The 13,816-nt window shown below is 63.0% G+C and carries 13 protein-coding genes; 8 read left to right on the forward strand and 5 right to left on the reverse strand.

The features are described from left to right. Window positions 1-406: 406 nt before the first annotated feature. Complete coding sequence (locus M2281_RS02080) at window positions 407-751, reverse strand: RidA family protein (RefSeq protein ID WP_280819433.1); 345 nt, start codon at window positions 749-751, stop codon at window positions 407-409. Window positions 752-964: 213 nt separating this feature from the next. Here M2281_RS02080 and aztA point away from each other — a divergent pair, with 213 nt between their 5' ends. The 7 genes from aztA to M2281_RS02115 all read left to right on the forward strand — a co-directional run bounded on the left by aztA (window position 965) and on the right by M2281_RS02115 (window position 8,944). Beyond that, complete coding sequence (aztA, locus tag M2281_RS02085) at window positions 965-1,810, forward strand: zinc ABC transporter ATP-binding protein AztA (RefSeq protein ID WP_280821085.1); 846 nt, start codon at window positions 965-967, stop codon at window positions 1,808-1,810. 9 nt (window positions 1,811-1,819) lie between these two features. Beyond that, on the forward strand, window positions 1,820-2,686 hold the full coding sequence (gene aztB, locus M2281_RS02090; protein WP_280819434.1) for a zinc ABC transporter permease AztB: 867 nt from the start codon (window positions 1,820-1,822) through the stop codon (window positions 2,684-2,686). A gap of 22 nt (window positions 2,687-2,708) precedes the next feature. Further along, a complete protein-coding gene (gene aztC, locus M2281_RS02095) occupies window positions 2,709-3,647 on the forward strand; it encodes a zinc ABC transporter substrate-binding protein AztC (RefSeq protein ID WP_280819435.1) in 939 nt (312 codons plus the stop codon). Window positions 3,648-3,807: 160 nt separating this feature from the next. Beyond that, the gene (gene aztD / locus M2281_RS02100) at window positions 3,808-5,007 is read left to right on the forward strand and encodes a zinc metallochaperone AztD (protein ID WP_280819436.1); all 1,200 of its coding nucleotides are present in this window, start codon (window positions 3,808-3,810) and stop codon (window positions 5,005-5,007) included. Window positions 5,008-5,061: 54 nt separating this feature from the next. Beyond that, window positions 5,062-6,270, forward strand: a complete 1,209-nt coding sequence (gene zigA / locus M2281_RS02105; protein WP_280819437.1) for a zinc metallochaperone GTPase ZigA — start codon at window positions 5,062-5,064, stop codon at window positions 6,268-6,270. A gap of 155 nt (window positions 6,271-6,425) precedes the next feature. Further along, window positions 6,426-8,501 (forward strand): 3-hydroxyacyl-CoA dehydrogenase NAD-binding domain-containing protein, encoded by a 2,076-nt coding sequence (locus M2281_RS02110; protein ID WP_280819438.1) that lies wholly within the window; start codon window positions 6,426-6,428, stop codon window positions 8,499-8,501. A gap of 101 nt (window positions 8,502-8,602) precedes the next feature. Next, window positions 8,603-8,944, forward strand: coding sequence for a TIGR01244 family sulfur transferase (locus M2281_RS02115; RefSeq protein WP_280819439.1), 342 nt, complete (start codon window positions 8,603-8,605; stop codon window positions 8,942-8,944). A gap of 29 nt (window positions 8,945-8,973) precedes the next feature. Here the strand turns inward: M2281_RS02115 and M2281_RS02120 are convergent, their stop codons facing one another. Next, window positions 8,974-9,441, reverse strand: coding sequence for an Lrp/AsnC family transcriptional regulator (locus M2281_RS02120; RefSeq protein ID WP_280819440.1), 468 nt, complete (start codon window positions 9,439-9,441; stop codon window positions 8,974-8,976). Between the two features lie 134 nt (window positions 9,442-9,575). Between M2281_RS02120 and hppD the strand changes: the two genes are divergently transcribed. Beyond that, window positions 9,576-10,688 carry a 4-hydroxyphenylpyruvate dioxygenase gene (gene hppD / locus M2281_RS02125; protein WP_280819441.1) on the forward strand — a complete coding sequence of 371 codons (1,113 nt, stop codon included), beginning with the start codon at window positions 9,576-9,578 and terminating at the stop codon, window positions 10,686-10,688. 53 nt (window positions 10,689-10,741) lie between these two features. Here hppD and M2281_RS02130 read toward each other — a convergent pair whose 3' ends face one another. Genes M2281_RS02130 through hmgA form a run of 3 tightly spaced genes read right to left on the reverse strand, consistent with a single transcriptional unit; the run spans window position 10,742 to window position 13,706 of the window. Then, window positions 10,742-11,278, reverse strand: a complete 537-nt coding sequence (locus M2281_RS02130) for a DinB family protein (RefSeq protein ID WP_280819442.1) — start codon at window positions 11,276-11,278, stop codon at window positions 10,742-10,744. A gap of 45 nt (window positions 11,279-11,323) precedes the next feature. After that, window positions 11,324-12,340: a fumarylacetoacetate hydrolase family protein gene (locus M2281_RS02135; RefSeq protein ID WP_280819443.1), complete on the reverse strand. Its 1,017-nt coding sequence runs from the start codon at window positions 12,338-12,340 to the stop codon at window positions 11,324-11,326. Between the two features lie 52 nt (window positions 12,341-12,392). Next, the gene (hmgA, locus tag M2281_RS02140; protein WP_280819444.1) at window positions 12,393-13,706 is read right to left on the reverse strand and encodes a homogentisate 1,2-dioxygenase; all 1,314 of its coding nucleotides are present in this window, start codon (window positions 13,704-13,706) and stop codon (window positions 12,393-12,395) included. Between the last annotated feature and the right edge of the window lie 110 nt (window positions 13,707-13,816).

The raw sequence follows: 13,816 nt of genomic DNA on the forward strand, positions 1-13,816 counted from the left end.
ATATCAAATCCGCTCAACAGCAATCGGGCCGTGCCATGGGCACAGCCATTGTACGGCCAGAACAGTTCGGATGACGATTGGTTGCATGAATCGCCGGCCGTACCGCTATTTCCCCTGTGCTAGGAGAAAGGTGGAAATGTGTCGGACACTTCCCTGTCAAAAATGCCATTTGAATCAATGCGAAGACAAAAGGTGCGAATTCAGGCTTTTTCGTGTTTGACGGCCCATATTCGACCATATTCGCGGCAAGCGAACCGCACAAAGTGGCGAGATCTGCATACGCCCTTCGGACGGGTCACCCTTACACCCGAACCTAGGGAAAAGTCGGCTCATCCGAAGGCCGGATAAAGCCATGCCGCCGGCGAAGCGGCGGCATGGCAAGTCGTCAGAGACGTGACTGATGCGCTTAGAGCGCGGCCGTGATGATGATCTCGACCTTGTAGTCCGGCGTGGCCAGCTTGGCTTCGCCAGTGGCGCGAGCCGGCGTATGGCCCTGCGCGACCCAGGAGTCCCAAACGGCGTTCATTTCGCCGAAGGTGTTCATGTCGGCGAGCCAGATGATCGCCTGGAGGATCTTGGTCTTGTCCGAACCGGCCTTGGCGAGCAGTTCGTCGATCGAGGCAAGCACGGCCTTGGTCTGCTCGGTGACGCTGGCGCCCGGAGTGCCAACCTGGCCGGCCAGATAGATCGTGTTGTTGTGGATGACGATGTCGCTCATGCGGGGGCCGACATCGATGCGGCGAATGGTCATGGCTCGCTTCCTTCCTGTTGGTCTTTGCCGAGCCTTCTTTAGATTTACGCACACAACCGGGCAAGGGCGGCCCCAACGAATCCCCCACATCTCCCCATCCATTATGGGGCTGCGGCGGACTTGCCTCAAAATCGCCAACCTTCTCCATACCGTTGACTAATGTAATAACATCACATATCCAGAGCGGAGATCGCCAGCAGCATGAATGCCGTGATGACCGAAGCCTGCCTGACATTTCGCGACCTGACGCTTGGCTACCACAGCCATCCGGCGGTCCATCACCTCAACGGCTCGGTGAAAACCGGCTCGCTGACGGCGGTGGTCGGCGCCAATGGTTCGGGCAAGTCGACCCTGATGAAAGGCATCGTCGGGGTGCTGAAGCCGATGGCCGGCAGTTGCCTGAACACCAGGGGTGCCCGCATCGCCTACCTGCCGCAGCAATCCGAACTCGACCGCTCCTTTCCCGCCCGCATCATCGACCTGGTTTCGCTGGGTCTCTGGCCCCGCAGGGGCCTGCTCGGACGCACAACCAAGGAAGATCGCGAGGAGATGGCCAAGGCGCTCATGGCGGTCGGCCTCGAAGGTTTCGAAAACCGCCCGATCGATACGCTTTCGGGCGGACAGCTGCAGCGAGCGCTGTTTGCCCGCGTGCTGGTGCAGGATGCGGAGCTGATCCTGCTCGACGAGCCGTTCAATGCGGTCGACGCCAAGACGATCGGCGACCTCATCCAGCTCATCAAGCGCTGGCACGGAGAAAGGCGCACGGTGATGGTGGTAGCGCACGACCTAGAATTGGTGCGCGAGCACTTTCCCGAAACGCTGCTCATGGCCCGCCGCCCCATCGCCTGGGGCGAGACGAAGGAAACGCTACGGCCTGAAAACCTTCTTCGCGCCCGCCACTTCGACGAGGCCTGGCATGAGAACGCACCCTGGTGCGAACCCGACCATTGGGACGAGCACCTGAACGGCCACTCGCATGACCACGCCGGCCATCACCATCACGAACATGGCGAAATTCACGAACGCCCGGACCACGAGTCCGGCCCCCGGGCAGCGTGAGTTCGCGCCATGTATGATTTCCTGATCGCCCCCTTCGTCGAATTCGGCTTCATGCAGCGCGCGCTTGCGGGCTCGCTGATGCTGTCGCTGGGCGCCTGCCCGGTCGGCGTTTTCCTGATGCTGCGTCGCATGAGCCTGACCGGCGACGCCATGGCGCACGCCATCCTGCCGGGCGCAGCCGTCGGCTTTCTGTTCTTCGGCCTGCAGATCGTGCCGATGACCATCGGCGGGCTGATCGCGGGCGTCATCGTCGCCATGGGCGCCGGCGCCGTCTCGCGCTTCACCGTCCAGAAGGAAGACGCCTCTATGGCTGCCTTCTACCTGATCTCTCTGGCGCTCGGCGTGCTGATGGTTTCGCTGCGCGGATCGAGCGTCGACCTCATGCACGTGCTGTTCGGCACCGTGCTCGCCCTCAACAACGAGGCCCTGACGCTGATTGCCGCCATATCGGTCATCACCTTGGTGACGCTCGGCATCTTCTGGCGCGCCATCGTGGCCGAGTGCCTCGATCCGCTGTTCCTGCGTTCGGTGAGCCGGCTCGGCACGCCGGTGCATTTCATCTTCCTCGGGCTGGTCGTGCTCAATCTCGTCGGCGGCTTCCAGGCGCTTGGCACGCTGCTGTCCGTCGGCCTGATGATGCTGCCGGCCGCCGCCGCCCGCTTCTGGACGACCCGCGTCGAGCCGATGTGCGCGCTCGCCATTGTCATCGGCTTCGTCTCCTGCATCGCTGGGTTGCTGATGTCCTATCATGCCTCCCTGCCCTCCGGGCCGGCCATCATCCTCTCTGCCGGACTGATTTATTTCGTCTCGACCGTGTTCGGCACGCGCGGCGTGTTCAACACGCGCATGCGCCGCCACCGCCACAGAACCGCCTGATCCAACCACAGGAGACCTCCCAATGCTCAAGTCCCTTCGGCTCGCCGCCCTTGTGAGTGTTATAACATTAACCCCCTTCGGCTTCGCCGGGGCCTTCGCCGGGCCGCTGAAAGTGGTGGCCAGCTTCTCGATCATCGAGGACTTTGCAAAAAATGTCGGCGGCGACCGCATCGAGGTGACCACGCTGGTGGGACCGGACGGCGACGCCCATGTCTATGAGCCCAAGCCGGCCGACGCGATGGCCATGAACAAGGCCGATGTCGTGCTGGTCAACGGCCTGCATTTCGAAGGCTTCCTGCAGCGCCTGGTCGAGGCCAGTGCCACAAAGGCCTCGATCGTCGAACTGACCAAGGGCGTCGAGCCTATCAAGATGAAGGAAGAGTTTGCCGAGGGCGAAGCCGAAGGCGGCCACGCGGACCATCACCATGGCGACATCGACCCGCACGCCTTCCAGTCCATCGCCAATGCCAAGATCTATGTGAAGAACATCGCCGACGCCTTCTGCGCGGCGGACAAGGACGGCTGCGACACCTACAAGGCCAATGCCGAGGCCTATACGCAGAAGCTGACGGAGACCGATAAAGACGTGAAGGCGACCATCGCTTCGATCCCCGAAGACAAGCGCATCATCATCACCTCGCATGACGCCTTCGGCTATTTCGAGCACGAATACGGCCTCGCCTTCCTCGCGCCGGAAGGCATTTCGACGGAAGCCGAAGCATCGGCGGCGGACGTCGCGGCGCTGATCAAGCAGGTGAAGGAAGACAAGGCCTCGGCAGTGTTTGTCGAAAACATCACCAACGCACGGCTGATCGAGCAGATCGCGTCCGAGACCGGCCTGAAGGTCGGCGGCACGCTCTATTCGGACGCGCTTTCGCCCGCCGATGGCCCCGCCTCGACCTATATCGACATGATGCACCACAACGTGGCGACCATCAAAGGCGCGATCGTCGGAAGCTGAGCGGAGAAAATGATTCCGAAAGCCTCGCTAACATACTGACGCAAAGCGACTTTTCCGGATCACTCCATCACCATCGGCCCCGTGCCCCCTGAAGGCGGGATGCGCTCCCGCCTTTTTCAGAACTGTCTACGTTATGTTATTACATTTCGAAAGGAAGACCATGTTTCGCTTCTTCAGAACCGTCTCGGCCGCTGCGCTTCTGACCGGCCTGTCGGCAACAGCCAGCCTCGCCGACGAGCTAACGGCATGGCGGCTGTTCATCTCCGATCACGGCGAGCCGGTCGTTCACGTGCTCGACGCATTGAACGGCAACGAGCTTGCCACCTTCAACACGAAGGCGCCCGCCGGCCTCTATCGCAGCGACAGCGGCAAGACCGTCTTTGCTGTGCAGCGGGACGGCAACATCGTCCAGGCAATCTCGAGCGGGATTTCCGCCAGCGATCACGGCGACCATGGCGATCTCAAGGTTGAAGACGCCAAGCTGCTCGATACTGCAATTGCCGGCACCAAGCCGGTGCATTTCGTGGATCATGGCGGCAACGTTGCCTTGTTCTTCGATGGCGAAGGCATTGCCCGCATCGTCTCGGAAGGCGACACGCTCGCCGGATCGCCGTCGATCCGGGAGGTCAAAACGGCGGCCCCGCACCACGGCGTCGCCATTGCCTTCGGTGATCACGTCCTGCTGACCGAGCCCAACAAGGCGAAGCCGGAAGAACTGCTCGTGGGCATTCGCGTGGTCGACGCGGAGGGTGCGCGGGTCAGCGATCTCCATTCCTGCCCCGACCTGCATGGCGAAGCGGCGTCCGGCAATCTCGTGGCCATCGCCTGTGCCAAGGGGCTGCTGATCGCGCAAGCCGGCGAAAAAGAGCCGTCGATCGAGTTCCTGCCCTATTCGGACAAGCTGCCGGAGGGCAAGGTGACCATGCTGCTCGGCGGCAAGGGCCTGCAATATTTCCTCGGCAACTACGGCCCGAGCGCTGTGGTGCTCATCGATCCGACGGCCGACGATGCCTTCCGCCGCATCGAGCTGCCGACGCGGCGCGTGCATTTCGCGGTGGATCCCGTACGGCCGAAATTCGCTTACGTCTTCACCGAGGACGGCAAGCTGCACCGGCTCGACGTGGTTTCCGGCGAGATCGTCAAGTCGCTGGCACTGACCGAACCCTACAGCATGGACGGCCACTGGAGCGATCCGCGCCCGCGCGTGGCGGTCGCCGGCGATGCGATCTTCGTCACCGACCCACTGAAGAGCACGCTGCACGTGATCGATGCCGCCAGCTTCGAGAAGAACCGCGACATCGCCATCGAAGGCAAGCCCTTCAACATCGTCGCTGTCGGCGGCTCCGGCGAAACGCACTGAATGCGAGCGGCCCGGCAAGCGCGCCGGGCCACCTTCCCCTTCAAGGATTATCCAATGCCCCTCGAAAAACGCCTTCCCGTCACGGTTTTGTCCGGCTTCCTGGGTGCCGGCAAGACGACACTCCTCAATCATGTGCTCAACAATCGCGAAGGCCGCCGCGTGGCGGTCATCGTCAACGACATGAGCGAGGTGAATATCGACGCCGCGCTGGTGCGCGACGGCGGCGCGAACCTGTCACGCACGGACGAACAGCTCGTGGAGATGACCAATGGCTGCATCTGCTGCACGCTGCGCGATGACCTGCTGCAGGAGGTCCGCCGGCTCGCAGCCGAAGGCCGGTTCGACTATCTGCTGATCGAATCCACCGGCATTTCCGAGCCGTTGCCGGTGGCCGCCACCTTCGACTTCCGCGACGAGAGGGGCGACAGCCTCTCCGACATTGCCAAGCTCGATACGATGGTGACGGTTGTCGACGCCGCCAATCTTTTGAGAAACTGTTCCTCCAGCGACTTCCTGCGCGACCGCGGCGAGACGGCGGAAGACGGCGACGAGCGGGCGCTGGTCGATCTTCTGGTGGAGCAGATCGAATTCGCCGACGTCGTCGTTCTCAACAAGATCGACGCCGCACGCCCCGGCGAGCGGAACACGGCCCAGCGCATCGTGCGCGCCCTGAACCCGGACGCCGAGATCGTCGAGGCGGAGTTCGGCCGGGTTCCGCTCGACAAAGTGCTCGAAACCGGCCGCTTCGACTTCGAGCGCGCGCAGGAACATCCGCTCTGGTACAAGGAGCTGTACGGCTTCGGCAGCCATGTGCCCGAGACGGACGAATACGGCATCCGCTCCTTCGTCTATCGCGAGCGCCGTCCTTTCGATCCGGTCAAGCTCCAGGCATTCATCAACCGCTCCTGGCCGGGCGTGGTGCGCGCCAAGGGCTTCTTTTGGCTCGCGACGCGGCCGCATCATGTCGGTGAGCTTAGCCAGGCGGGCGCGCTGGTGCGCACTGAAAAGCGTGGCCTCTGGTGGGCCGCGGTGCCGAAAGAGCGGTGGCCCGACCATCCCGAATGGCATGCCGCGATGAAGCCCTATCTCGATCCCGTCTGGGGCGACCGTCGGCAGGAAATCGTCTTCATCGGCGCCCATCCCATGAACGAGGTACGCATCCGCGCCGAGTTGGATGCCTGCCTGGTGGAAGACACGGATTTCGTGCCGCAGCGCTGGCAGGACCTGCCCGACCCGTTCCCGAACTGGGCGCAAGCCGCCTGAGCCATCTATGCTAAGCCTCCCAAGGCGGTTGACCCGGCCTCCCCTCATCACATACTCAGGCGCATGTCCTGAAGGGAGGTCGGGCATCTTTACGCCAACCCTCCCTCGACGAAGCCAGCTATCGGCGCCATCGGCGCCATAAGGGAGTTTTTCGCATGACCGAGGCCGTGACCATCGCACGCGACGGCGAGATCGCCATCGTGACCATCGACAATCCGCCGGTCAACGCGATGAGCTTTCATGTGCGCGAGCCGCTGATGGCCGCCCTCACCGCCCTGCGTGACGAGCCATCCGTGGCCGGCATGGTCCTGGCCTGCGCCGGACGCACCTTCGTTGCCGGCGCCGATATCACCGAATTCGGCAAGCCGATGCAGCAGCCGGAACTGCGCGACCTGATCGCAGCGCTCGAAACGCTCGGCAAGCCGGCGGTGGCCGCCATCCATGGCACTGCGCTCGGCGGCGGGCTGGAACTGGCACTCGGCTGCCATTTCCGCGTGGCCGAGGCCAGCGCAAAGCTCGGCCTGCCTGAGGTGAAGCTCGGCATACTGCCCGGCGGCGGCGGCACTGTGCGCCTGCCGCGCCTCGTCGGCCCGCTCAAGGCGCTCGACATGATCGTTTCCGGCACGCCGATCAGCGCCAAGGATGCGCTTGCCAATGGCCTCGTGGACGCGGTTGTCGAAAGCGACCTCGTCGCCAAGGCCGTCGCCTTTGCACGCGAGCAGGCGAAGTCCGGCAAGCCAGCTGTCGCCGTCCGCGATCGCAACGAGCTGATCGCACATGCCGATCTCGCCGCTTTCGACGCGCGTGCGGCAGAACTCGCCAAGAAGGCGCGCGGTCTGGAAGCGCCGGTCGCCTGCGCCGAATCCGTCCGCAATGCGCTCACTTTGCCCTTCGACGAAGCGCAGACCAAGGAACGCGAGATCTTCGCCAAGCTGGTTGCCGGCGACCAGTCGAAGGCGCAGCGCCATCTGTTCTTCGCGGAGCGCGAGGCGGCCAAGGTGCCGGGCGTCGGCAAGGATGTGAAGCCGCGAGACATCGCCCGCGTAGGCATCATCGGCGCCGGCACGATGGGCGGCGGCATTGCCATGGCCTTCGTCAATGGCGGCATCCCGGTCACCCTGCTGGAGATGAGCCGCGAGGCGCTCGACCGTGGCCTCGGCACGATCGAGAAGAACTACGCGATTTCTGTCTCGCGCGGCTCGCTGACGGAAGAGGCCAAAGCCAAGCGCATGGCCGCCTTCACCCCCTCCACGGACTATGCCGATCTCGCAAATTGCGACCTCATCATCGAGGCCGTGTTCGAGGAAATGTCGGTGAAGAAGGAAGTGTTCGGCAGAATCAAAGCGGTGGCGAAGCCCGGCGCCATCCTCGCCACCAACACCTCCTATCTCGACGTCAACGAAATCGCCGCCTCCACCAGCCGGCCGCAGGATTTCCTCGGCCTGCACTTCTTCTCGCCGGCAAACGTGATGAAGCTTCTAGAGATCGTGCGCGGCGCCAAGACTGCGCCCGACGTACTGGCGACGGCGCTGGCGGTGGGCAAGAAGATCGGCAAGGTGCCGGTCGTCGTCGGCGTGTGCCACGGCTTCGTTGGCAACCGCATGCTGGGCGCGCGCGGTGCGGAAACCGAGCCGCTGCTGCTCGAAGGCGCGACGCCCCATCAGGTTGACAAGGTGTTCACCGATTTCGGCTGGCCGATGGGCCCGTTCCAGATGTGGGACCTTGCCGGCCTCGACATCGGGTGGCGCAACCGCAAGGCCCAGGGCAAGAAGGCGATCATCGCCGACACGCTCTGCGAACAGGGTCGCTTCGGCCAGAAGACCGGACGCGGCATGTATCTCTATGAAAGCGGCTCGCGCACGCCGACCCCCGATCCGGAGGTCGCGGCCCTGATCGAGGAGAAGGCCAAGGAACTCGGCATCGAGCGGCGCGAGATTTCGTCCCAGGAAATCATCGAGCGTACCTTCTATCCGCTGATCAACGAGGGCGCGAAAATCCTCGAGGAAGGCATCGCCGCACGCGCTTCCGACATCGATATGGTCTGGGTCAACGGCTACGGCTTCCCCATTGGCAAGGGCGGCCCGATGTTCTGGGCCAGCCTCGAAGGCTTCGGCAAGATCGTCGAGCGGCTCGACTATTGGCATGCCCGCACCGGCAAGGACATCTTCAAGCCCGCCGAACTGCTGCGCAAGGCCGCCGAAACCGGCAAGCTGGCGGACGCGGCAGCTTGAGAACACGGAAATTCCTTCGCGAGGCAAAGTCATGCCTCGCGAAACCCGGCGGCTAGCACTATCTTTGCCGCAATCGTTAAAAAGCGCCTGTGAGGAGCACCATGGAATATCGCCAGATCTCCGACGACTATTCGGTCTCGGGACAGATCACCTCCGAAGACATCGCCACCATCAAGGCGGCAGGCTTCAAGAGCGTCATCTGCAACCGCCCGGACGATGAGCAGCCCGGCCAGCCCTCGGCCTCGGAAATCCGCGCCGCCGCGGAAGCTGCCGGTCTCGGCTTCCGCCATGTGCCGATGCTCAGCGGCCAGCCCGTCACCATCGAGGATGCACAGGCCATGGCCAATGCGCTGGACGAGCTCGACGGCCCGGTCTTTGCCTATTGCCGTTCCGGCGCGCGCTCGACCAACCTGTTCCTGGCCGCGCAGCAGGTCAAAGGCTAAGGCCTTTCAACCCCACTTGGCCTTGCCGCTCAGAGCGGCAGGGCCGACGTTTCCTTCAACGTCTGCAGCACGATCGCAGTCTTCACGTGCTGCACGGCTTCGTGCGGCAGCAGCACGCCGTTGACGAATTCCGCCAGCGACTTCAGGTCCGGCGTCACCACCTTCAAAATGTAGTCCATCTCGCCGGTCAAAGCGTGCGCCTCCTGCACCTCGGGCAATCTGGCGACGAGATCGGCAAAGCGTTGCGCGTTGTCGCGATTATGGGTCGCGAGCGTCACTGAGATGACGTTGACCAGCGGAAAGCCCAGCCGGTCGCGGTCGAGCACCGCGCGATAGCCGCGAATGAAACCGTCGTCCTCCAGCCTTTGGCGCCGCCGCGAACACTGCGATGGCGACAGATTCACGCGCTCCGACAGGTCGTTGTTGGTGAGCCTACCGTCCGCCTGCAACAATGACAGCATCTTGCGATCAAATTGATCAAGGCGCGCGTCATCCATGGTATTTCCACCCCACATGCACATGTCATGCGCATTTCGAGCACTTTGGGGTTTCGAATGCAAGCACAATGCATGCCGCCGGGAGTATCATCTGCGTCAATGGAAATCGCGGCTTCGAGCCGCAGGAGGAGACTATGGGACCCTTCCCTCACGACGCGCCGCCCGCCAGCATCAACGCGGCCAACCCCGCCGGCACCGACGGCTTCGAGTTCGTTGAATTCGCCCATACCGAGCCGGAAAAGCTCTCCGAACTGTTCACCCGCATGGGCTATGTGCCGGTTGCCAAGCACCGGACGAAGAACATCGCCATCTGGCGCCAGGGCGATATCAACTATGTGCTGAACGCCGAGCCCGGCTCGCACGGCATGAAGTTCGTGGAACAGCACGGCCCCTGCGCGCCTTCCATGGCCTGGCGTGTGGTCGATGCCAAGCACGCCTTCGACCATGCTGTTTCCAAGGGCGCCACGCCCTATGAAGGCAGCGACAAGACGCTGGACGTTCCGACCATCGTCGGCATTGGCGGCTCGCTGATCTATTTCGTCGACAAGTACGGCTCGAAGGGCTCGGCCTATGACGCCGAGTTCGAATGGCTGGGCGAGCGCGACCCCAAGCCGGAAGGCGTCGGCTTCTACTACCTCGACCACCTCACCCACAATGTCTATCGCGGCAACATGGACAAGTGGTGGGACTTCTACCGCGACCTGTTCGGCTTCACCCAGATCCACTATTTCGACATCGACGGCCGCATCACCGGGCTGGTCAGCCGCGCCATCACCTCGCCCTGCGGCAAGATCCGCATCCCGCTGAACGAGTCCAAGGACGACACCAGCCAGATCGCCGAATATCTGCGCAAATACAATGGCGAGGGCATCCAGCACATCGCCGTCGGCACGGACGCGATCTACGACGCCACTGACAAGCTGGACGGCAACGGGCTGAAATTCATGCCCGGCCCGCCGGACACCTATTACGAGATGTCGCGCAAGCGCGTACACGGCCATGACGAGCCGATCGAACGCATGAAGACGCACGGCATCCTGATCGACGGCGAAGGCGTGGTGAATGGCGGCATGACCAAGATCCTGCTCCAGATCTTCTCGAAAACCGTGATCGGCCCGATCTTCTTCGAATTCATCCAGCGCAAGGGCGACGAAGGGTTCGGCGAAGGCAACTTCCGCGCACTCTTCGAATCCATCGAGGAAGACCAGATCCGCCGCGGCGTGATCAAGATCCAGGCGGCGGAGTAAGCCGTCTCAATCAGCCGGATCGGCGGCAACCGTCGATCCGGCCTTTCTGGTCGTCAGAGCCCCAGCCGCTCGACCTCGTCCTTCCTGAAGCGCAGGTCGTAGTCGAGGAAGAATTCATCCAGTGGCGGCGGCGTGACCGAAGTGCCCGCGAGCATTGCGTGCACCTGGCCGCGATGGTGGATCTGGTGCAGGAACAAATGCGCCAGAAGGTCACCGATCCTTTCGGGAATGATGCCAGCCGCGCCGCGATCCGTCGGCACGCGGCGATCAAGGTCGGCGGCTTCGAGCCCATCGCAGAAGGCGATCAGCTTGCCGTCCCGCTCGGCTTGCGCAGCGGCAAGCCTTGCCGGGTCGTCATAGGGGACAAAACGATCGAAAATCGCGCGCCCCTCGCCGCCCTCAACCAGTATGTCGAAATAGAACAGGTCCACTTCGTAGATGTGGTTGAGCGTTTCCCTAATCGAGGGAAAGAAGCTCACGCGCGCGGCTTCGAATTCGCCGGGCTGGAGTGCCAGGATGGCGCGATAGAGCCGGTCGTTCGACCAGCGATTGTTGCGCGCCATCTGGCGGTTGTGAGTCACCAAGTCCATCTGCCGGTCCTCCTAGTTCCAGGAGGCCTACCAGAGTTCGGCCCCTCACCCTCCATATTTTTCGACGGTCTGCTCGATCGCACCAAAGATCGAGTGATGCCCGGTCTGGTCCTTCATCTCGATGCGCACCGTGTCGCCAAAATGCAGGAACGGCGTCTTCGGCGCGCCGCTTTCGATGGTCTCGATGGTGCGCAGCTCCGCGACGCAGGAATAGCCGACCCCGCCCTCGCTCACCGGCTTGCCCGGGCCGCCGTCGAGCTTGTTCGACACCGTGCCGGAGCCGATGATGGTGCCGGCCACCAGCGGCCGCGTCTTGGCGGCATGGGCGATCAGCTGCGGGAAATCGAAGGTCATGTCGACGCCGGCATTGGCGCGACCAAAGGGCTTGCCGTTGACATCGACAATCAGCGGCAGGCTGACCTTGCCGCCGTCCCACGCGTCGCCGAGTTCGTCCGGCGTCACCGTCACCGGCGAGAAGGCCGACGACGGCTTTGACTGGAAGAAGCCGAAGCCCTTTGCCAGCTCGGCCGGGATCAGGCCGCGCAGCGAGACATCGTTGACCAGCATGATGAGGCGGATCGCGTCACGCGCCTGGTCCACGCTTGCGCCCATCGGCACGTCGTCGACGATGACCGCAATTTCGGCCTCCATGTCGGCGCCATAGGCCTCGTCGGCGAGCGGGATCGGATCGCGCGGCCCGATGAAGGAATCCGAGCCTCCCTGATACATCAGCGGATCGGTCCAGAAACTTTCCGGCATGGCCGCGCCGCGTGCCTTGCGAACTAGCTCCACATGGTTGACGTAAGCCGAGCCGTCCGCCCACTGATAGGCGCGCGGCAACGGCGAATGCGCGTCATGCTCGTGAAAACGCTGCGAGGGAACGGCACCATGCTCCAGCGATTCCGCCAGCGCCGCCAGATGCGGCGAGATGCGCCGCCAGTCATCGAGAGCGGCCTGCAATGTCGGCACGAGGAACGACGCATCGGTAAAGCGCGTCAGATCCCGCGACACAACAACGAGCTTTCCGTCGCGCGAGCCGTTCTTGAGCGTAGCCAGTTTCATAGGCGTCCTTCCCCTCTTGGTGTTTCTGGACGGAGCTTAGACTGCGTCGCGCTCAACTCCAATCGCCTTCCGGCGTGCCGTTGAAACGTTTCTTCAGGCCCTTCCAGCAGTCCATGTAGTTGTCCTGCAGCGTGTCCAGCCCGGCGGCATAGCGGGTCAACATCTGGGGAAAGCGCGTCTCGAACATGAAGGCCAGGGTGTGGTCGAGCTTCACCGGCTGCAGCTCGGAGCGCGACGCCTTCTCGAAACCGGAGGCGTCGGGCCCATGCGCCAGCATCATGTTGTGCAGGCTGACGCCGCCCGGCACGAACCCTTCTTCCTTGGCATCGTACTGGCCTTGGACCAGCCCCATGAACTCGCTCATGATGTTGCGGTGATACCAGGGCGGGCGGAATGTGTCTTCTGCCACCAACCAGCGCGGCGGGAAGATGACGAAGTCGACATTGGCCGTGCCTTCCTCGCCGGACGGCGCGGTCAGCACCGTGAAGATCGACGGATCGGGATGGTCGAACAGGAGCGCGCCGACCGGCGAAAACGTCGCAAGATCATATTTGTAGGGCGCGTAGTTGCCATGCCAGGCGACCACGTCGAGCGGCGAATGGTCGAGTTCGGTGGCATAGAACTTGCCGCACCATTTCACGATCAGCCGGCACGGCGTCTCCTTCTCCTCGAACCAGGCGACCGGCGTCTTGAAGTCGCGCGGATTGGCCAGGCAATTGGCGCCTATAGGCCCGCGATGCGGCAGCGTGAACTTGGCGCCGTAGTTTTCGCAGACATAGCCGCGCACCGGGCCGTCGATCATCTCGACCTTGAACACCAGCCCGCGCGGCAGGATGCAGATCTCGCCCGGCCTGACCTCGATGATGCCCATTTCGGTGATGAAGCGCAGGCCGCCAACTTGTGGCGCGACCAGCAACTCGCCATCGGCGTTGAAGAAATGGTTGTCGGTCATGTCGTCATTGGCGACGTAGAGATGTGCGGCCATGCCGCTCTGGCCAAGCGCATCGCCGCCCGTGGTCATGGTGCGCAAACCCGCCAGGAAATCGGTGGATTCCTTCGGAACGGAAATGGGATTCCAGCGATACTGGCCGATTGCCAATTCATGGTCGGCGACATTGGGCGCGGTCTTCCAGAACGGATATTCCACCGGCTTGAACCGGCCCGTATGCTTCACGCTCGGCCGGATGCGGTAGAGCCAGGAGCGCTCGTTGGCACCGCGCGGAGCGGTGAAAGGCGAACCGGAAAGCTGCTCGGCATAGAGACCGTAGGCCGGCCGCTGCGGCGAGTTGCGCCCCTGGGGCAGCGCGCCGGGGAGGCTTTCTGTCTCAAAATCGTTGCCGAAGCCGGGCATATAGGAAAGGGCCATGGCATCCTCCCATGATTGACTCTATTCGTTACATTCGTAACCATTGAAAATGTAACTATCAATGGCATCGCTTTCGCCACTGGGCTGACACAGGCGGCGGCTATTTGGGG

The sequence above is a fragment of the Pseudaminobacter soli (ex Li et al. 2025) genome (genome assembly GCF_029892515.1).
GTDB lineage: Bacteria > Pseudomonadota > Alphaproteobacteria > Rhizobiales > Rhizobiaceae > Pseudaminobacter > Pseudaminobacter soli_A.

What these genes read in the sequence shown, in the direction of transcription:
- hmgA (WP_280819444.1), bottom strand. Translation starts at nt 13,706, where the DNA reads ATGGCCCTTTCCTATATGCCCGGCTTCGGCAACGATTTTGAGACAGAA.
- M2281_RS02080 (WP_280819433.1), bottom strand. Translation starts at nt 751, where the DNA reads ATGACCATTCGCCGCATCGATGTCGGCCCCCGCATGAGCGACATCGTC.
- M2281_RS02135 (WP_280819443.1), bottom strand. Translation starts at nt 12,340, where the DNA reads ATGAAACTGGCTACGCTCAAGAACGGCTCGCGCGACGGAAAGCTCGTT.
- aztB (WP_280819434.1), top strand. Translation starts at nt 1,820, where the DNA reads ATGTATGATTTCCTGATCGCCCCCTTCGTCGAATTCGGCTTCATGCAG.
- aztA (WP_280821085.1), top strand. Translation starts at nt 965, where the DNA reads ATGACCGAAGCCTGCCTGACATTTCGCGACCTGACGCTTGGCTACCAC.
- hppD (WP_280819441.1), top strand. Translation starts at nt 9,576, where the DNA reads ATGGGACCCTTCCCTCACGACGCGCCGCCCGCCAGCATCAACGCGGCC.
- M2281_RS02120 (WP_280819440.1), bottom strand. Translation starts at nt 9,441, where the DNA reads ATGGATGACGCGCGCCTTGATCAATTTGATCGCAAGATGCTGTCATTG.
- M2281_RS02110 (WP_280819438.1), top strand. Translation starts at nt 6,426, where the DNA reads ATGACCGAGGCCGTGACCATCGCACGCGACGGCGAGATCGCCATCGTG.
- aztC (WP_280819435.1), top strand. Translation starts at nt 2,709, where the DNA reads ATGCTCAAGTCCCTTCGGCTCGCCGCCCTTGTGAGTGTTATAACATTA.
- zigA (WP_280819437.1), top strand. Translation starts at nt 5,062, where the DNA reads ATGCCCCTCGAAAAACGCCTTCCCGTCACGGTTTTGTCCGGCTTCCTG.
- aztD (WP_280819436.1), top strand. Translation starts at nt 3,808, where the DNA reads ATGTTTCGCTTCTTCAGAACCGTCTCGGCCGCTGCGCTTCTGACCGGC.
- M2281_RS02130 (WP_280819442.1), bottom strand. Translation starts at nt 11,278, where the DNA reads ATGGACTTGGTGACTCACAACCGCCAGATGGCGCGCAACAATCGCTGG.
- M2281_RS02115 (WP_280819439.1), top strand. Translation starts at nt 8,603, where the DNA reads ATGGAATATCGCCAGATCTCCGACGACTATTCGGTCTCGGGACAGATC.